Origin of the sequence: Lactonifactor sp. BIOML-A5, assembly GCF_009677585.1 — a bacterium.
In the GTDB taxonomy this organism is placed as follows: Bacteria; Bacillota; Clostridia; order Lachnospirales; family Lachnospiraceae; genus Lactonifactor.
Genome location: NZ_WKYV01000015.1, coordinates 1 through 17,792, shown reverse-complemented (window position 1 = coordinate 17,792; position 17,792 = coordinate 1). Strand labels below are relative to the sequence as shown.

The following is a 17,792-nucleotide window of genomic DNA, read 5'->3' as shown; positions in this document are numbered from 1 at the left end:
GAAAGGAGGCGACTCATGCCCGAAGAAATAAGACGTAAGAGGGGGCGCCCTCCAAAAAACAAAGCAGATCCTAATGCATGTAATATATCTGAAACCAATTCTTCAAGTGTTCAAAATCAAAGCTATGAATTTAATAGTTATTTTGGAACAGTTCCCATTTCTGATTTCGATTCTATATTTGGTTGTAATATATATTCTACTTTTTCCCCAGAAGAAATAAAAATGATCATCAAAGATCCTATTACAAATCATGCCCTCACACGCAAACTATCAAAATTTGTATACAATTCTGAAGGTGTTGTAACTAATGCCATAGATTATATGGTTGCATTACCCTGTTTAGATAGGGTTGTATATGGAAAGAAAAGGATGTTTGCTAAAGGTAAGCTTTCAAAAAATAAGGATTTAATGTTATCAACACTAGAAAACATTCGTGATAAGCAATTTATCCGTGATGCTCTATTTACCGATATGGTTGAAGGAACGTGTTTCTATTATTTTGAGGTCACTAATAAACTTAAAAATTATGATAAGTATATGAATGACTTTGATGTTGAAAATATTATGGAGATCAATGACCTTGGAATGAATGCGGCGTTAGTCCCCTTACCGTATGAGTATTGTAAAATTGTGGGACGAAAAAATAGTAGAAATGTAATCGCCTTTAATCTTAGGTATTTCGATGAACAATGTAACACTCAAAAGAATAAAGAACGGAAATTGAAAAAATATCCATCAGAAATTAGAGAAGCTTACTTTGCGTGGGAAAAAGGGAAAAGGGCATCTGATAGCTGGGTTGTTCTAGATAATAAACACACAATTGCGCACAAAATTAAATGCAAAATTAGTGAACCTTGGGGAAGACCGTTAGCTATTGCTGCTATCTCGGATATTTTATACCAAGATGAATTTGTTGACACAAAACGTAATGTACTCCGTGAGTTAAACAATAAAATTATTTATCAAACTCTTCCAGAGGGCAAAGATAAAGGAAGCTGTGCACTCACAAGAACTCAGCAAGAAGATCAGCATGAAAAAGTAAAAAGTGCAGTATTAACCAAAAACAATCGAGGCGGGACATCATTTTTTACAGTATCATCAGGAACAAAAATTGATTCTTTAGATGTAAAAGCCACAGATATTTTTGACGAAAAAAATGAAGCAAATTTGACTGATAAAATATCTCTTGATTTAGGAATAGCCAGTAGCCTCTTGAATGGTTCTGGTTCAGGCAATTACTCTTCGCAACAAAATAATCTTGAACTAATTAATGCCCAGATATATTCCTGGATTCAAGAACTTCAAAGTGAATTAAACTATGTAATTAACGAAAACATTATAAAAGACAAACGAAACAAAGTTGAAGTATATTACTTGCCGACTTCTCTTGTGAATCGACAGAAATTCTTTGATATGATGAAGTCACTTTTTCTGGAAGCAGGCGGTTCCTACACGTTTCTTATTGCAGCTTCTGGTGTTTCGCCTGATGCATATTTTAATACGCTTGATGAAGAAGTTGAAAATAGGATATTTGACAAATATGAGCCACATAAGACGAGTTACACAATCTCAAAAAACAATACTGGGCGTCCAGAGGATAATGATTCCAATAATCAATCTACTATCCAAACAAAGGCTACTGCAAGTAATCAGCAACCAAAACCATCAACAAAATGAACAAAGTAATTGAAGGCCTTAATGGTCTTTTTTTATACCTAAAAGGAGGATAACCCTATGCTTAATAATATCCTCGAATTATCAAAAAAAGCGACTCAAGGTGGACGAGTACCGATCAAAATTGCACTTTTGAAAATTCATGAAGATGTAAATGAAACAAATAAGAATGGTATACATTGGGAACTTGAATATGTCAAAAGAGCAATGGAATCAGCCAAAATGATGCCTATATGTGCCGAGTTTTGTACAGAGGAAAAATCCACACCATTTGGGCATGGTTTAACTGAAACTATCATTTCGGATGATGGAATCAAAGAGCCATTATTCCAAAACAGTGAAACAGTAGGCGTCATTGAAAACGTTTCTATAGAAGATATTTCTGAAGGGGATTCTACTATAAAAGTTCTTTGTGGTAATGGTTATCTTTTTAATCAAAGATATCCCAATTTTGTTAAATGGGTACGTCAAAATTACGCCCTTAGCCAAGTTGATACCTCAATAGAAATTATGGGATTGCCAGAGAACAATAATAAGATTTCATACTTAGAGGATAATCCAACTGATGAATATAGAACGCCTATGGCATTTCTATTTTCTGGAACAGCAATCATTTCCCTCTCACCAGCAGATGACGATGCTGTGGTGCTTGAAGTCGCGCAAAAGCAAAAAATAAAGGAGGAAAACAAACTTATGGAATTTAACCTGGAGGATTTTAAGTCTGCAATTAAGTCTACGATTTTAGAATGTAATGCAAAAGATGAGACATTTATATCTGAAATCAATGAACTGACAGAGCAGCTTAAGGAAAAGGAAACTTGTATTGAGGAAAAAGAAAAAGAAATTTGTGCTCTTACTGCAAGTGTTGAACAGGTGCAAAAAGCACTTGATGAGTTAAAAGCTGAACACGATTCTTATTGGACTGAACGTGAAGTTCTAGAGAAAGAACTCGGAAAGCTTAGAGCTGAAAAAAGAATTAGTGAGCTGAATGAAGCAATTAAAGAATTCACAGATGACGAAAGGAAATTTGCTGAATCTGAAATCAATTCCTTTAATGAAAATCCAATGAACAGTGAGATTGATGCCATTGTATCTAAAATCTATGCTGAAATTGGAAAAGCAAAAAAGGCAACTGATGAAAAAGTAACTGAACTGAATAGTAAAAAATTTGATGTTGATGTCGATGATATCTTCTCCGAAATGTGTGCTGAAGCACTTACCAGCGAAGATGATGACACCAACATTTTTTAATTATGGGAGGAAATCAGAATGATTAAATTTAACAGAATATCTCAGATTGAAAGATCCGAATATCCATTTGAAGACGCAGTATTAAAAAACGATGCACTGAATGGTGACTTTGGAACTATTACAGATGGTGAATTTGATACTGCTGCAGCTTCATTTAAAGCAATTATGCAAAATGAGACTGGTGATGACATGGGTATGCCAGAATACAAGATTAAAGCTGGAGAGCATGTAAGAGTTCTCGATTTAACAAAATTTAACGGACAGGCTATTGAAGTGTATGGCGCACAGCTTCCGGCTGCTTATGCAAAAGGGGATAAGTTAAAATCTAATGCTTCTGGAAAACTGGTATCTGGTGCTACTGTTGCTCCTTATCTTGAGGTTACAGATATTGTCGGTAATAAAATTGGTCTCGTAGCAAAAATCGTCGCAGCAACCGCACCAGTTTCAGGAAACTAATTGAGGGAGGGTACATATATGTCTTACACATTTGAATTAAACAATGAAAGAAAAGACGCTAATTTTGTTAGTGGTAAAGTTAATGGACGATCTGCCGTTGTAGAGATTTTCTCTGCAATGACTCATGGAAAAGATTTGGCTCCGTTTGGTAAGAAAGCTGATATAGCAGCTAAGTATATTATGGAGTTGAATAAAAAAGCTGATTCTGGCGATACAGTAGCTGTATCTGAACTTAATGAGATTAGACGTTTCGCTATGGAACCTATCCTGATGCAGGAAATTAAGTTACTTTCCATTTACGGAAATTACAAAGCAATTGGATATAACGAGTCCTGTGAAGTTGAAATTCCAGAATTTGCAAATGTTGATGCTAAGATTCAGGCTGCTGGACAGGATGTTGGTTTCCCTGTAATTAGAAAACATCGTGAACCTATTGCTACAGCAACCATTTCTGGTGGTTATGCTGTTGATTACAGAAAAGCCTCTCTTGGCGATATGACACTGGAGAATGAACTTCAGGATCAGGTTCGTGTACAGATTAGAAATAGAGCTACTAAATATGTAGTTGAGACAATTTACAAAGCAATTAAAAACGCAACGGGTGTTAAGTACTTCTGTGAAGATGCTGGACTTACAAAGACTAATGTTGATAAGGTAATTGCTAACATTAGACGTTTTGGTAAGCCAACTATTTCTGGTGATTATGCGCTGATTTCTCAGTTCAACGGATTTGCTGGGTATAATGGAATTACCCCTTCTGTTAGTGGCATTTCTGATGCTATTATGAATGAGATTCACGAAACAGGTTTAATGGGATTATACAACGGTGCTATCCTGTCTGAAATTCCAAATCCATATGATCTTAGTAAGTTAAACACCACTGGAGATAACTTCGATACTATGCTGCCTACAGGAATCGGTTATGTAATTCCTGCTGGTGGTCAGTCTCCGATCTATATTGTTACTCGTGGAGGTCTTACATCTTTCTCTGGAAATGATGTAACAACTGGCGAAATGTTAACGAGATTTGACATGGAGATCGGGGCTTTAGTAGCTAAGGGGCACGAATATAAGATTGGAGCTATTGCTGATACTAATCTTAGTACAGTAGAATAATTAAGTTTAAAAAGAGCCATGCGATTGTGTGGCTCTTTTGTTAGTCAAATGGAGAAAATTATATGAATAATTATTTCTATTGTTATTCAAAACGGATGTCATATTTTATACGTTCTTTCGGGATTTCTTATTTAAGTAGAGGAGTAAATTCAAACACTCACATGCCCTATTGTAAGTTTGAAAAATCAGAACGATTAGATGAGGTCATTCGTCTGTATAACGAAGTTAAACATTCAATATAGTTGCGAAATAATCATTAGTCGATATGGAGGAAACAAAAAAATGGCAAATGTAAAAGAGAATATAGAACTAGAAGATAATCGTTTGGATAAAAAGGTGAAAATAAAAAGCATTGCGCCTTGGGTTACGGGTTCACCAAGAAAAACATCCACAGGAGATATTAGTATTCCTGCATCTGGAAGCATTCTTCTTACAAGAGAAGAAGTTATTGCTCAAGCACAAAATGGTAATAAACTTATTAGTGGTGTAGATGGCTTAGGTAGTCATGCTACATGGTATATTGAGGATGAGTTTACAAGAAAAGAACTAAGTTTTGAGATCGATGGAAAACCACAGGCGTTCTTAACACATGATGATATCAATAGATATTTTTCATTAAAAACACAGAGATCTTTTGAAGATAATATCACTAAGAATATTGTTACACGTGCGGAGAAAGCATTTTTAATTGAGAGTATTAAAGCTCTTGGTTTGAACGATTATCAAAAAATTGCATTCTGTATAGAATATACCGGTATAAAACCATAAGAGAGGTGATTCAATGGAAGGGAACACAAGGGCTTCTGAGGTTATAGACTTTTTCGAGTCTAGTTTTGCAGATAAGCATACTATACCTGATTCTCTAGAAATGGTGTGGTTAATAAGAGCTATAGGGAGATACTCTGTTGAACTTGATCCATTGAATTTTGATGAGGAGTTTTTAGTATTCGATACTAAATTAGATGCTTATACGATAGATACATTGGCTACATTTATGAAAGAGTCTTACCAGGAGCGGCAGACTTCGTTAGCCAACAAAAGAGTAAGTATTGTCGGACGAGATATAAGTATTGACGGTTCAAACGGTGCAAAGACAGCGGAAAGTGCCCATCTAAAGTACGTTGCGGAAAAAGGACGTAAGATGGTAGAAAATCAAAAACCATCTGCATTTGTGTAGGAGGTATCTTATGAAGGAATGGTATTTACTGACCTCTGATACTCCCCCAAACTCAATAGGTGGTTTTGAAAATCAATCTTACGCAGACTTTAAACAAGATGCTTTCTCAGAAGCTTTACAGACAGATATTGCTACTACCATAACTCTATACAATAATGACAGAACAGAACAGAAAGAAATACGGTGTATTATTCAGGAGAATACCGCAAATTCACAGTTAAAATCTATGGAGCGTTCCGTTCTTGCTACCATAGGCACTTTAAAGGCGGGAATGTACATCTTCTATGAAAATGTATATTGGTTGATTAATGGATATCCTGGGAATAATGGGATATATGAAAAAGCAACAATGATTTTATGCCAATACATCCTCAATTGGCAGGATGATACAGGAAAGATTATTGAACGCCCAGCTAATTTCACATCTGCAGCAAAATACGATACTGGTACAAGTGGAAACCAGTATATCACATTAACCTCTAATAATTTCACAATATTGCTTCCTGACGATGATGAGTCTGCAACACTTGACAATAAACGAGTTTTTATAGATAGAAATAAAGATAATCCTAGAAAAGTTTTTAAAATCTCTAGAAGTGATGATGTTCTTTTTTTGTATGGAGAAAAACACGGTGGAATTCTTAGTTTTATCGCTGATAAAGCTGAACTAGATATGATGAAAGACAGGCCGGATATTAGGCTCTGCGATTACTACTCTCCCACTGACGCGCCTATTCCACCATCCGGCGATGAAACTCCAGTTTTATCCGCTTTCATTTCCGGAGGCAATACACTCCGTTGTGGACGTTCTAAAACATGGACGGCTACATTTAAAAATAAAGATGGCGAAGAAATTACAGATTGTATTTTCAAATGGAATGTATTAGGTGATTTTAATATCACACAAACCATATCTGATAACAAGATTCAGCTACGAGTGGATGATGAAAATTATATATCATCATCTTTTTTATTGCAAATAAAGATGCAGGATATCATTGTAGCTGAAAATGAAATAACTATAATCGAAGGTTTTTAGGGGGTGGTTGATTGTCAGAAACGACATTGAAAGATATTGGATTATATAAGAGTAGAATCATATCAACCCTGTTGAACTCTACGGATATCTGCGAAGCCTTATTAAGCAAAGAGCAGTTTACGGAGGAAGAAATTGATAGCCTTCATTATACTCAAGTATTTCCATATCTATACATAGATGAAGCTCAGACCGAAGTCCTTCCTTATATCTGTGTGGAAGTCAATGTTCCAAGTGTACCAACCAGAACAGTCAAAGATATGAGCGTAATTATTTTTGTCTACAGCCATAAAAAATGTATGAAGTATTCTAAAAAAGGATTCATCGGTACAAGGGTGGATATTATATCTGACCTGGTTGAGCGCCAGTTACGGGATATGGATAATCTAGGCATAGGAAAGTTACAATTAAAATCTGTCACCCATCTGTTTCCGAGCAATATGTATTACGGTAGACAGATGATATTTAATATTCCGGATTTCAAGGTAAAGAGGTGATTGGTATGCAACTTGATTATTTTTCTTTATTAAGTCCGGAACCCTTTTCATTAGTTGGAATTGGAAAAGTAAAAAGTCCAAAATTGATAGAAATATCTAGAATAGGGATTGGCACTTATTTTGCATATCTAAATTATCTGTTAATGCGTGTAGATGAGTATTATCAAAGGCTTGACACATGCGGTATAGATTACTTTTCTTCAATGAATCAGTCTGAGAAAGAAACCATTATACAGATCAGAAAGGAATATGAATCATACTCTCAGGAAGAGCAGTTAACTATTCCCTTGTATAACATAATCATATTTGACAGACTGGTATTATCTGCATTTTGTGAGATATTTAATTTTTTCTTTGTTGAATCAGTTGAGTATGATTCTAAGCAGCAATGTTTCTTATTGTATGACGGAAGTATTAACGGTGAAGGGGTCAAAAAAATAACTGGTGTGATTCATTCAGGAAACTTTGCTGTTGTCGTTGATATCATTTTACAACGTGTGCATGTCAAACGTAGTGATATAGACGGTGACAATCTAAAAGTCAAAAACAAAATAGCCGCTAAACTTTTAGAAAAGATGCGCAAGGCTGAAAAAGAAAACAAAAAGAAATCCGATAAAAAAATGGATTTGGGTAATATGGTGTCTTCTATTTCTGCACACGCAAGAGATTTGAATATTATCAATGTGTGGGAAATAACGATTTTTCAATTATACGATCAACTTTCCAGGCAGCGTATTGAAGATTCATATACTATTGCTTCAACCTCCATGTCAGTGTGGGGAGATAAAAAGAATACTTTTGACGGAGATATGTGGCTCCAAAATATAAATGATAACTAGGACTCGTATAAACGGGTCTTTTTTTAATGCTTAAAACCTAATAGGAGGAAATATTATGCCAAATATTAATAAAGCCAATCGTCAGGTGTGTGATGTAGACATTCGTGACGTTGCTACAATGAAACCAGTGCTGTTTTTTGAAACAGCTAATACAACTACTCAGAATATTAGTTCCGAATCTGTATTTGCTATGGCAAAGGGGACAAAGAGAGTTGCCTTTGCAAATCCATTAGAAGGGACCATGACCATTGAGGCTCAGGTTTATCCTTTTGAATTATACTCTCTTATGACTGATGGGATTATTGAATCTGAAGCTTCCTATCCAGTAAGAGAAACTATCAAATGCACTACTGCTGGTGAGATAACAATTCCGGCAGGCGCTGTTGCAGGAACAGTTTTTGTATTTGCATCTGGTGATTTTGCTGGTAAAGAAATTACGGGTACATTTGCGGATGGCAAATTTACTGCAACTCAGGCTTCGGACATTGCTATTGATACGGAATACGAAGTGGGATATATCGTTTCCAAATCTGAAAAAGTTAAGAAGATCTCATTTAATAATACGAAATTGCCAAAGGCTTATTATGTAACGATGAATACAGTTGAAAAAGATGAAAATGAAGTTCTTACTCCTTATAAGATTATTGCATATAAGGCACAGCCACAGAGGAATTTTGAATTATCTCAGAGTTCTGAAGGAGACCCCTCAGCACTTAGCATGACCTTTGATCTTTTGGAGACGAAGGATGGTAAGTTCGTAGATATGGTAGAAATCGAAGAGTAAAAAAGAGAATTGACATGGAGGGCCATTATGGCCCTCTATATTAATTTTAGGAGTATATACTTGTATGGGAATTAAGTATGCGGATTTTAGGCATAGTATTGGTGACAATTTTACAGACTTCGGAAGAAACATAATGATAATTGAGAGAAAATATGTTGATAAAACAGCCAAGAGAAGAGAAAAAGCATACATACGACACGAAAAGGTTTATAAGTATAAATGCTTGAAATGTGGAAACGAGGATTGGCTAACTGAAGATTTAATATCAGGCAAGCAACACATAGGATGCAATGCCTGTTGTTCACCGCCACATAAACTTGTTGTAGGGGTTAATGATATTACCACTACTGCTCCATGGATGATAAAGTATTTTCAAGGTGGATCGGAAGAAGCTAAGAAATATTTTAAGTTTTGCAAAACCACTATAGATATGGTATGTCCAGATTGTGGGAGAATACATAAAAGTACTCCACATAAGGTTTATAACGCTCATAATCTTACCTGCCCATGTCAAGACGGATGGAGTTATCCAAATAAATTTATGTATGCGTTATTAGAACAATTAGGTGTGAATTTTCAGCCAGAAAAAATATTCAAGTGGTCTGACGGCCGAGTCTATGATGATTATATAGAGTATAAGGATTTAAAGATTATAACTGAGCAGCACGGCGCACAACACTATAAAAAACCATTACATAAAAATGGTAAGACAGTAAAAGAAGAACAAAAAAATGATTTCTTAAAATACCAACTTGCGATTAATAATGGGATTTCGAATTATATTGTTATTGACTCAAATACTTCTTCACTAGAGCATATGAAGCAATCCATATTAGACTCAGGATTACTTTATCTATTAGATAAAAATAATGATGATGTAAATTGGATTAAATGTCACGATTTTGCAACTTCTAACCTTTCTAAACTAGTCTGTTTATACAAAGATTCCCACCAGAACAAAACATTGCATGAAATAGCTGATATATTTAAAATTTCTTATAAAACTATTCTTCATTACGTTAAAACTGGCTCAACTCTAGGATGGTGTACATATGAAAAATTCGAAGATATGATTGAAAAGAGAAAGACGGGAAATGTTTTAGTCAATACGCGCCCAATCCATTGCTTGACAAACAATCGGTATTACAGAAGTTCGAAAGTATTTGTAGAAAAATATCTTACCGAAACAGGAACGAAATTATGCGATCGAAATATTCGCTCTGTTTGTAATGGAAAAAGAAATCATGTCAACAATATGAAATTTGAATATATAACACAGGAAGAATTTAATAAAATCAAATCTGATACTCCTAATATTGTATATGGTAATTATTTTAAAATCAAATAATCTTGAGGTGAATCTATTGATAAAAGAATGCAAAGTAATTTTAGAGAATGATGATGTAATGGTTGTTGATTTTGAAGGCAAGAAAGTTCAATTGACATCAAATAAATTATTCTCAGATATAGCATATGTTAAGTATGATAAAGGAAAGTATACTTTGACAGATAAGTTAGAATATGAAAGATCACAAAAAAAGAAAGTCGGGAAAACAGTGGAGAAAAAGTTATTCGAAGATACTGTTTTAGAAGAGAATGATGTTACAAAATAAAAATGTAGTTAATTATAATATTTTTATAGGGAATAATTGACTACAGCTTAGTCTTTTATTCCCTATTTTTTACGCAAAGGAGGTGCGTTATATTAAAAAGCAAGTTTTTGATAGCTTAGAAGAAGTAAAAGAGGCTTTTGGAGATAATGGTATTATTCCTATTACAGAGATGAAGCAGGTTATTTTTTATATATCAAGATATCTCATACAGCCAGTGTGGATTTGTCCTTCTGAAACTAATCACGGAAAAATGGCATATTACTTCATTAAAGCTGAAACAAAAAAGCCATATGAAGAATGGATGAAAAGCCGTCCTGTAAAAAACACAAAAAAATATTAGTAAGCATAAAATGGAGGAATATATGATAAAAGATAATATTAAATTAAAGCAGAAATTAACAAATATTGAGATAATCGGATTCACTCAGGATTTAGCAAATGCATACTTTTCAGAAGACGAAGAGGGAAATGTTACATATACGCCTTATTTAGCACGACTCCAGTTTCGTCTCCTCTTCTACTTATATTGTGTAGAGGGTTTGACATTTGAAACAGTCACTGACGATTCAGGGGAAATGGTATTAGAAAATATATTAGAAGCCGTAGAAAGTGACGAAGAGTTACATAGTTTATTTAAGAAATATGATGATGGCGCATATGACGATTTACCCATGGTTACGCAGTTAGCTGAAATCTCAGCTGACGCCTATGATATGGCTGAATTCAAAAAACAGCAACTGATTCATGACCGGAAAGACTCATTGGCTATTTTACTTGATGCATTAACCACTAAGGTTGAAACGTTAGACATCTCAAAATTTAATGTTCAAAGTGTTTCAGAAGCTATAGTCAAAGCTTATCTATCTAGCAGTGCATGGGATCTTAAGGAGGATAACGACACTCCGCCTACCTTTGGAGAGAAGCGTTATGAAAATTGAAAGCATTAAAGGAGATGCTATGCGCAAAATGATGACAGCAATGGCTCAGACTGTTAGTGATGCAGAGCCTATGTTGCAAGACCATGTTGCTTCTTATTATACTGGAAACCCCTTGGCATATGACAGAACTGGTACATTGATGACGTCACCTAAAGTAACTGGGCCAAATGGCGGCGGTGACTCCTGCTCTATGTCAATGGAAATGGATAAATCAATTTCCTATAGTACTGGTACTTTTTCAGGAGCGGAGGTAATAGATGTGACGAATAAAGGAGTGGCAGGTGTTGTTGGTACGCCTGGGTATTGGGATAGAGCTGAAGAACATGTGAAAGTAATTGCTGACTCACATTTTGGTGCGGCATTTGGTAAATAAAAGAACCCCGGCCAAGATATGACTGGGGGTGATATGAAAATTCACGTTATAGGAGGCTCTTATGTTTGATTATTTATATTCGATTAAAGTTAATTCAAATCTAGCAGATATAGAAAAAAAGCTTGAGAAACTAAACATCTTATTGGAACAAATTGATACTTTACTAAAAGATTTGGAGAATGAAAGTGTAAAGATTGATCTAGAACTTCAATCTGACATCTAACGTCTTTCCGCACTTTGGACAAATGCTTTCTCCAGGCATTACCTTTATCTTTCCCTTACAATTTGGACACTCAATTTCAGTACCATTCTTTGTGATATCCTTACGGACTTTTTTCAGGCTTTCGTTTGTAATATGTTTAATATCTATTTTACTTATAATTCTATCTCTCCTTTATAGTTATGATAAAATAACTTTCTGCCTATCTTATAGGTCTGTTGACTATTAATGGGTTACAATTGTATAGAGAGACGCGTTAGGACACAAACGCGCAATGTGTCCTCTCTCAAGTCAATTGTATCACGGAGAAAGATTATGGTAAATACGGAACATATATAAATATTAAAAGATGAAGTCCCATCTCTTTGAGTTTGCCTGTCTATAGTGCTTAATAAAATACTCAATTTGACTATTTTTTGTGTAATTATGTAGAATAATAGGTTATAATGTAGATAATTATTAATTGTGGGGGAATTTATATATGAATATATTATCTACAGCGATGCATAAAATTGATTCTATTAATAATGCAATAGAGACAGTAAAGCTTGAGAATACGGATATATCTGATTATGTTGGAGAATTACTGAAAGAAATCTTTGTCAATAAAAACTACAAGCACTACAAGGCACGAAGTAATACATCTGAAGTTACAAGCTCCATATTCAAATGTGTGAAGGAGGTAACATTACTTCAAGAATGCACAGAAGCAATTGCTAAAAAGTATCTTAAGTCCGAATTCGATACAAGAACCCGGTATTCTCACTTGAAATATCAAATAAGAGAGGGGCATTTAATTCAGGTAATGCTATATGATCGGGATAAACTTTATTATTTTATATCGAAAGTTGAGTTAGATCCGTTTTTATCTGGAGAATCATATAAAAAGTTGTTGGGATATCCTTATAAAAGAGGCGCACTTAAAACATGTTTGTATGAATTTGAGGATAAAACCCAAGATATAGATAATATCTATGTTGTTGATAAGTCTGATACTGAATATTGGAAAGATCTTTTTTTGGACTTAATACCTTGCTCCACTAATGAAGCAGCAACAAAAGACTTATTCAATCTTATAGATAAAAAGATCGCAACGAATACTAAGAATTCTTTAAATGACTATTATAATCTCAGGAACCAACTTGTTTCATATTTCAATCAACCTAGAGAGTTTACATATGACAATATGATAGATGCGATATTTAATAATTATATTCCATCAATACCAGAGAAGGTAATATGTGTAAACTTAGAGGTAGCAATATAATATTATCTAGGGATGATTTTTTGAGATTTTTAGAGAACATAACACATCCAAGCGCTGAGTACATAGCTAAAAAGAAAGAATTGCTTAAAAGCTTAGATGATATACAGATACGTAAAGATTGCAAAGGTATTATAGTTGATGTTCCTGATTTATCTATACCAGAAGATAAAAAATAATATATCAAAAATTTGGAGGACAGATTATGATACAGGACGATGATATTAAACTGGGTAGAATTGATAAAAATGATTCTCTTACCGGATTCATGGAATTCTTTAAAGAACAATATGGAATAGAGCTTAGGAGAAAAGAGCCTGGAGAAACTGGGCTGACTTTTAAAGACGTATTTGGATGTGGTTTTTCGGAAACTGAAATTTGATTGTATTAAAAATAAGTAGGGGTGAGACATCTATGATTATGAGATCCCAAGCAACCATCATTTCTAATGGTAAGTCAAAAGAATTTTTTCAAAAGCTAAACGAGAAATGTCCGGATAAATCGTTTTGGGACGATTGTAAAAAGATACGTTCTAATGTAAATGAAAAATCGATGAAAGCACTTAATGATTTGATGGATATACATGACCAAGAATAGTATAGTATTATAATTAAAGCCGCCCATTACGAGCGGCTTATTTCAACGAAAAATTTGTAAAGAAAGGGGAATTTCAATGCTAATTAACCCAATTAGATATTGGAGGGCTAAAAAGGCACTAAAAAAGAAAACAACAGTATTCTTTGATTATTGTCCTGAGTGTCTAGAAGAATGCCAATATAGAGACAACTTGATAAAGAGGGAAAGTACAATAACCTGTACATGCAAAAATCCCAAATGTATACTTTACAATGTAGAACGTACAATTCCAATACCCGAATATATTGAACAGTTTATTGAATACACTATTACACTTACGCCCCCCCTGTGTACCAGAAGAAAGGATTGGTAATATTTGAAAGAGATTCTAATACGTTACAATACCTACAATGAGTATAATAATTCAAATGAACGTGCTCATATTCAAGTATTAATCGATGGAAAACCCATTGAAAGACTCCGGCATTTTTCTATAGAAATAGATCCCAAAGATTTTGAACCGGAATATACGATTAAGCAATATATGGATTTTCCTAATGATGAGGAATATTGTTCTTAATTATGGTGGACATAACTCATCTTAAATTAGTAGCAAACTTTACATCCTCGGCTCTTCCCGCTCTCTGCAATAGTCCCGCTCAATATAGTCTTTAACCTTCCAAGAGATGGACAATCTTGCGTGGAATGATATACTTTGCCTTTTGGAGTCCAGTAAACAGTTTCGATATCCCCTCCAGTATCCTCGGCAGCTCCTCCTTGGAATTTAACTCCGCCTGAAACAGCTGCAGGCTGTGATGATGTAGTTTCCGGTTCAGGATTCTTCAATTCCTCTATCTGAGCGTTTAAATTGTCTATTGTTCCGTTTAACTGTTCAATCCGAGCCTTTAAATCAGATATAGTTGCATCGCAATTTTTATGCTTTGCTATGATATCTTCATAATTATTGTTAAGAGTATATAAATCATTTTCGAGTTCTTCTTTTTCTTGGCTTATTGTCTCTATAGATTCTTGTAAGTCTTTGCATTTTTCTTTGTTTTCTGATGCCGCTCCGTAAAATATAAAAGCCATAATTCCGAAAAGTATACATAAAGTTACAGCGACAACTGTAGCTAGGTGCTTCTTCCAATTTTCTAGTAAATGTCCCTTTTCCAACATTTCATCCCCACTCTAATGCTTTTTAATTTTCTTGTTCACCCTTTTCTAATATGGAGGCATTCATTTATGTTCAAACGCCCAATTCTTACCTTTATTATAACAGGTATTCTAACACTAATTTTCATCTTTGGTGCGGCTATACCAACTGCATTCATTTAAGACAACACCTGTAAGTGCAGCTATGACGCAATAGCTCCAATCATTATTAAAAACAATATTCTTCATCTATGTATCTCACTTCCTAGAAATTACATATAGTATATCACTTTGTACATATTTTGTCATTATTTTGGTATAACACTGTACAATTTGTATATTTAAATGATATAAATTGCTGTTCTTTCAATTAATGGTATTTATAACATTCAGTTAGCATCACCTAGTTCACGCTAGGTGATTTTTTATTTACACATTTTACAACAAAGGAGGTAAAAATGTCAGACTATAAAATAGACATACGGGCTCAACTCAGCGGTTTTGAAGAGATTGAGTCCAAAATAAACAGTCTAAAGAGCAAGCCTGTAGATATAAAAGTAAATCTACAGGGAGCAAATGGTGATTTATCGAAGCAGCTTCAATCTCAGATGGCTGGTGTAGAACGTCAATTTGGCAAATCAGGACAATCTGCAGGTAGAACATATACTACTGCCTTACAACGTCAGATAGAAACTATGGCGAGGACTCAAAGAAATGCTTTTAGTCAACCATTAGGGAATATGACAAAAGAGCAGTCCAGTTATATTAATTGGTGGGAAAAGCAGCTAACCAAGTTCTCCCAGAGAGATGCTACTATGGCAAGTAACAAAACTTTAGCATGGCTTAAGAATAATTCAAAAGCTGCTAAAGATTACGGTGATGTATTAACAGACCTCGCCACTAAACAAAAATTATCCACTAATCCTGAATCTCTAAAAGAATATACAAAACAAGTAAATGCTATAAAGGCCGAAGCAGCATCTCTAGGAAAAGTTGGTAAGTCAGTAACTGAAGAATTAAGTAGAGGTTTTAAGCAAATCGGCCAATTTGTATGGACATATGGTGCCCTTCAACAAACAGTCAATGTAATTACAAATTCAATCGGAGAATTAAAATCTATAGATGGTATCTTAACTGAGATATCAAAAACATCTGACTTAACTACTGGTCAGTTAAAAACACTTGGAGAAACTTCATTTGATTCCGCAAGTAAATATGGTAAAAAGGCCAGCGATTACTTAACTGGTGTACAAGAAATGAGTCGAAGCGGATATTATGGTGATAAAGCCGAAGAAATGGCTCAATTGAGCGTTCTTGCTCAGGCTGCCGGTGATATTAACGCTAATGCTGCCAATAGTTATTTGTTAGCTTCTAATGCTGCTTATCAATATCAGGGTAATGTACAAAAATTAACTACTGTCCTTGACGGACAAAATATGATCACCAATAGGAACAGTGTTTCAATGGCAGATATGGCTGAAGCTACAACAAAGGCCGCATCAATGGCTTCTGAACTCGGTGTACAAGAAAATCAATTATCTGCCATGATTGGTACTATTGAAAGCAGGACAAAGGCTGGCGGCGACGAGGTAGGTACTGCTTTAAAATCTTTACTTATAAATGTGGAGAACATCAATAATGCTAAGATTGCTGATACCTTTAAAGAAGCTGGTGTTGCTCAAACAGAATATGTTAACGGCGTCGAGCGAATGCGGAACCCTGTAGATATATTAAAAGATTTGGCAGTTGTATTTAACTCTCTTGAAGAGTCAGACCCACTTCGTACCGATATCCTGACTAATATAGGACAAAAATGGCAAGCTAACAAACTTAGCGCATTACTTAGTGGTTGGTCTGACTATGAGAAAATGCTCAAGGATTACTCCGAGGGAACTGGAAGCGCGGCTATTGAGGCAGAAAAAAGCGCGAATAACTGGGAAGGCGCAACAAATAAGCTTAGTAATACTTTTACTGGCTTTATGCAGAATTTTGTTAATACCGATGGTATTATAGGTACTACTAATGCTATTACTGGATTAGTAAGTGGATTTGATACATTAACATCAAAAATTGGCCCACTTAGTTTAGCATTAGGGGGACTTGGTTTATTCCAAGGAGCCAAAGGCGGTGGTAAACGCTGGAAGTATCGTCCAGCATTTATAAAAAGCACTTATGCCACCGGGGAGTTTAGCGGCGACGTGTACGAGTTATGTACTGCATAACAAGGACTCCCATAGTTAAAGGCAAGTAAATGGTATAGGGTGTAATGTCCTATTCTTCTATCTGATAATGATAGAACGGGAAAGATTCACAGTTCAAAAGATTGTGTCACATGACCCTGGTTACTAAACTATAGTAGAAATTTCTATAGCGGCAAATGCGAAAGCATGAGGTACAGTAATAATATCAGGGTACGATCTAATCCGCAGGCGGAAGTCCTAAGTCAAAAGATACGGACTAACCTCAACGACTACCGGTGCCAATGGATTTCATGAATTCACGAAGGTATAGTCTAGCGATAGGGAAGCGTGTTGCCCGAATAATTATCAGGTTGAATTCATCTCAGCCTTACACGCGGTTTGGACTGACGATACTTCAGTTGATGAAACAGTATCAAATATTAGCACCACTCCTCTCCGCCTACTGAGGCCTTATTCAGCAGACGGATAATGTATGTGCTAAGTGTAAATCAAAATTAAGCAGGTTAATGTAATTGTTGTTATCTTGTATCTCATTAGCATATGGTATGTGCATTCTGCGGAGCCCAGCGGACTCTGATGCGTTTCAGAGCGGACGCTATGCGGATCATAACGGACGCCCCAAAAC

At 35.1% G+C, this 17,792-nt stretch carries 22 protein-coding genes; 21 read left to right on the top strand and 1 reads right to left on the bottom strand.

Annotated features, from left to right (window positions below; all coding sequences use genetic code 11):
* The first annotated feature begins 15 nt into the window (after positions 1-15).
* The 20 genes from GKG41_RS12665 (at position 16) to GKG41_RS12570 (ending at position 14,394) form a co-directional block, all read left to right on the top strand.
* The gene (locus tag GKG41_RS12665; RefSeq protein ID WP_154259152.1) at positions 16-1,677 is read left to right on the top strand and encodes a hypothetical protein; all 1,662 of its coding nucleotides are present in this window, start codon (positions 16-18) and stop codon (positions 1,675-1,677) included.
* 57 nt (positions 1,678-1,734) lie between these two features.
* Positions 1,735-2,925, top strand: coding sequence for a hypothetical protein (locus GKG41_RS12660; RefSeq protein ID WP_154259150.1), 1,191 nt, complete (start codon positions 1,735-1,737; stop codon positions 2,923-2,925).
* Positions 2,926-2,943: 18 nt separating this feature from the next.
* Positions 2,944-3,381 (top strand): hypothetical protein, encoded by a 438-nt coding sequence (locus GKG41_RS12655; RefSeq protein WP_154259148.1) that lies wholly within the window; start codon positions 2,944-2,946, stop codon positions 3,379-3,381.
* Between the two features lie 18 nt (positions 3,382-3,399).
* The gene (locus GKG41_RS12650; protein ID WP_154259146.1) at positions 3,400-4,497 is read left to right on the top strand and encodes a hypothetical protein; all 1,098 of its coding nucleotides are present in this window, start codon (positions 3,400-3,402) and stop codon (positions 4,495-4,497) included.
* 282 nt (positions 4,498-4,779) lie between these two features.
* Entirely contained in the window at positions 4,780-5,265 is a 486-nt protein-coding gene (locus GKG41_RS12645; protein ID WP_154259144.1) for a hypothetical protein, read from the top strand.
* Positions 5,266-5,278: 13 nt separating this feature from the next.
* Positions 5,279-5,674, top strand: a complete 396-nt coding sequence (locus GKG41_RS12640; RefSeq protein WP_154259142.1) for a hypothetical protein — start codon at positions 5,279-5,281, stop codon at positions 5,672-5,674.
* Between the two features lie 10 nt (positions 5,675-5,684).
* Positions 5,685-6,713, top strand: coding sequence for a hypothetical protein (locus GKG41_RS12635; protein ID WP_154259140.1), 1,029 nt, complete (start codon positions 5,685-5,687; stop codon positions 6,711-6,713).
* A gap of 11 nt (positions 6,714-6,724) precedes the next feature.
* Entirely contained in the window at positions 6,725-7,207 is a 483-nt protein-coding gene (locus tag GKG41_RS12630) for a hypothetical protein (protein ID WP_154259138.1), read from the top strand.
* Positions 7,208-7,212: 5 nt separating this feature from the next.
* A complete protein-coding gene (locus tag GKG41_RS12625; RefSeq protein WP_154259136.1) occupies positions 7,213-8,046 on the top strand; it encodes a hypothetical protein in 834 nt (277 codons plus the stop codon).
* 55 nt (positions 8,047-8,101) lie between these two features.
* Positions 8,102-8,830, top strand: coding sequence for a hypothetical protein (locus tag GKG41_RS12620; protein WP_154259134.1), 729 nt, complete (start codon positions 8,102-8,104; stop codon positions 8,828-8,830).
* A 64-nt stretch (positions 8,831-8,894) separates the two neighbouring features.
* Positions 8,895-10,178, top strand: a complete 1,284-nt coding sequence (locus tag GKG41_RS12615; RefSeq protein ID WP_154259132.1) for a hypothetical protein — start codon at positions 8,895-8,897, stop codon at positions 10,176-10,178.
* Positions 10,179-10,194: 16 nt separating this feature from the next.
* Complete coding sequence (locus GKG41_RS12610; RefSeq protein WP_154259130.1) at positions 10,195-10,443, top strand: hypothetical protein; 249 nt, start codon at positions 10,195-10,197, stop codon at positions 10,441-10,443.
* A gap of 82 nt (positions 10,444-10,525) precedes the next feature.
* Positions 10,526-10,783 (top strand): hypothetical protein, encoded by a 258-nt coding sequence (locus GKG41_RS12605; protein WP_154259128.1) that lies wholly within the window; start codon positions 10,526-10,528, stop codon positions 10,781-10,783.
* Positions 10,784-10,805: 22 nt separating this feature from the next.
* Positions 10,806-11,381, top strand: coding sequence for a hypothetical protein (locus GKG41_RS12600; protein WP_154259126.1), 576 nt, complete (start codon positions 10,806-10,808; stop codon positions 11,379-11,381).
* Positions 11,371-11,754, top strand: a complete 384-nt coding sequence (locus GKG41_RS12595; protein ID WP_154259124.1) for a hypothetical protein — start codon at positions 11,371-11,373, stop codon at positions 11,752-11,754. The genes GKG41_RS12600 and GKG41_RS12595 overlap by 11 nt, the downstream gene beginning before the upstream one ends.
* Positions 11,755-11,815: 61 nt before the next feature.
* Positions 11,816-11,977, top strand: a complete 162-nt coding sequence (locus GKG41_RS12590) for a hypothetical protein (protein WP_154259122.1) — start codon at positions 11,816-11,818, stop codon at positions 11,975-11,977.
* A gap of 478 nt (positions 11,978-12,455) precedes the next feature.
* A complete protein-coding gene (locus GKG41_RS12585; RefSeq protein ID WP_154259120.1) occupies positions 12,456-13,241 on the top strand; it encodes a hypothetical protein in 786 nt (261 codons plus the stop codon).
* Positions 13,242-13,261: 20 nt separating this feature from the next.
* Positions 13,262-13,417: a hypothetical protein gene (locus GKG41_RS12580; protein WP_154259118.1), complete on the top strand. Its 156-nt coding sequence runs from the start codon at positions 13,262-13,264 to the stop codon at positions 13,415-13,417.
* Positions 13,418-13,443: 26 nt separating this feature from the next.
* Complete coding sequence (locus GKG41_RS12575; RefSeq protein WP_154259116.1) at positions 13,444-13,620, top strand: hypothetical protein; 177 nt, start codon at positions 13,444-13,446, stop codon at positions 13,618-13,620.
* A 570-nt stretch (positions 13,621-14,190) separates the two neighbouring features.
* Positions 14,191-14,394 (top strand): hypothetical protein, encoded by a 204-nt coding sequence (locus tag GKG41_RS12570; RefSeq protein WP_154259114.1) that lies wholly within the window; start codon positions 14,191-14,193, stop codon positions 14,392-14,394.
* Positions 14,395-14,420: 26 nt separating this feature from the next.
* Here GKG41_RS12570 and GKG41_RS12565 read toward each other — a convergent pair whose 3' ends face one another.
* Positions 14,421-14,990, bottom strand: a complete 570-nt coding sequence (locus GKG41_RS12565; protein ID WP_154259112.1) for a hypothetical protein — start codon at positions 14,988-14,990, stop codon at positions 14,421-14,423.
* A gap of 434 nt (positions 14,991-15,424) precedes the next feature.
* Here GKG41_RS12565 and GKG41_RS12560 point away from each other — a divergent pair, with 434 nt between their 5' ends.
* A complete protein-coding gene (locus GKG41_RS12560; RefSeq protein ID WP_154259110.1) occupies positions 15,425-17,188 on the top strand; it encodes a phage tail tape measure protein in 1,764 nt (587 codons plus the stop codon).
* Positions 17,189-17,792: the final 604 nt, after the last annotated feature.

Coding starts and splice junctions, on each gene's coding strand:
- GKG41_RS12665 (WP_154259152.1), top strand. CDS start 16: ATGCCCGAAGAAATAAGACGTAAGAGGGGGCGCCCTCCAAAAAACAAA.
- GKG41_RS12660 (WP_154259150.1), top strand. CDS start 1,735: ATGCTTAATAATATCCTCGAATTATCAAAAAAAGCGACTCAAGGTGGA.
- GKG41_RS12655 (WP_154259148.1), top strand. CDS start 2,944: ATGATTAAATTTAACAGAATATCTCAGATTGAAAGATCCGAATATCCA.
- GKG41_RS12650 (WP_154259146.1), top strand. CDS start 3,400: ATGTCTTACACATTTGAATTAAACAATGAAAGAAAAGACGCTAATTTT.
- GKG41_RS12645 (WP_154259144.1), top strand. CDS start 4,780: ATGGCAAATGTAAAAGAGAATATAGAACTAGAAGATAATCGTTTGGAT.
- GKG41_RS12640 (WP_154259142.1), top strand. CDS start 5,279: ATGGAAGGGAACACAAGGGCTTCTGAGGTTATAGACTTTTTCGAGTCT.
- GKG41_RS12635 (WP_154259140.1), top strand. CDS start 5,685: ATGAAGGAATGGTATTTACTGACCTCTGATACTCCCCCAAACTCAATA.
- GKG41_RS12625 (WP_154259136.1), top strand. CDS start 7,213: ATGCAACTTGATTATTTTTCTTTATTAAGTCCGGAACCCTTTTCATTA.
- GKG41_RS12620 (WP_154259134.1), top strand. CDS start 8,102: ATGCCAAATATTAATAAAGCCAATCGTCAGGTGTGTGATGTAGACATT.
- GKG41_RS12615 (WP_154259132.1), top strand. CDS start 8,895: ATGGGAATTAAGTATGCGGATTTTAGGCATAGTATTGGTGACAATTTT.
- GKG41_RS12600 (WP_154259126.1), top strand. CDS start 10,806: ATGATAAAAGATAATATTAAATTAAAGCAGAAATTAACAAATATTGAG.
- GKG41_RS12595 (WP_154259124.1), top strand. CDS start 11,371: ATGAAAATTGAAAGCATTAAAGGAGATGCTATGCGCAAAATGATGACA.
- GKG41_RS12590 (WP_154259122.1), top strand. CDS start 11,816: ATGTTTGATTATTTATATTCGATTAAAGTTAATTCAAATCTAGCAGAT.
- GKG41_RS12585 (WP_154259120.1), top strand. CDS start 12,456: ATGAATATATTATCTACAGCGATGCATAAAATTGATTCTATTAATAAT.
- GKG41_RS12575 (WP_154259116.1), top strand. CDS start 13,444: ATGATACAGGACGATGATATTAAACTGGGTAGAATTGATAAAAATGAT.
- GKG41_RS12565 (WP_154259112.1), bottom strand. CDS start 14,990: ATGTTGGAAAAGGGACATTTACTAGAAAATTGGAAGAAGCACCTAGCT.
- GKG41_RS12560 (WP_154259110.1), top strand. CDS start 15,425: ATGTCAGACTATAAAATAGACATACGGGCTCAACTCAGCGGTTTTGAA.